This window comes from Streptococcus pseudopneumoniae, from assembly GCF_038148935.1.
In the GTDB taxonomy this organism is placed as follows: Bacteria; Bacillota; Bacilli; order Lactobacillales; family Streptococcaceae; genus Streptococcus; species Streptococcus pseudopneumoniae_U.
Window position 1 is genome coordinate 1 of sequence record NZ_JBBJZX010000231.1, and the last position, 329, is coordinate 329.

Annotated in this window: 1 pseudogene; it reads right to left on the reverse strand. The window is 40.1% G+C overall.

The annotated features are described in order from the left end of the window. Positions 1–139 precede the first annotated feature (139 nt). Positions 140–329, reverse strand: a pseudogene (locus WKI42_RS10755) (Rpn family recombination-promoting nuclease/putative transposase); the annotation flags it as partial.

Here is a 329-nt window from a genome sequence, read left to right on the forward strand (position 1 = left end):
TGCTTCTATCTATTTATTCGGAAAAGAAAGTGAAAAGTTCAAACTTTCCTAACAAAAAAGATAGCTAATCTCTTTTCCATCAAGAAATTTAGCTATCTTTTTTAGGTTGTTTTAAGACTGCATAACGCGTACAGATTTCTCACTTATGTTCTTTCAACAGTGCCTCAAACTCAGCCACAGTCATACCCAGCTGTTGGCTGGCAAATTCAGTGCTTAATACATGTTGGCGAACTAGATTTGCTAACATTGCGAAACCGCCTTCAGCTCTCCCACGCTCCAAGCCCTTTTCTTCAGCTTGTTCCAAGGCATAGTCCTGTGCTAACAAGGCT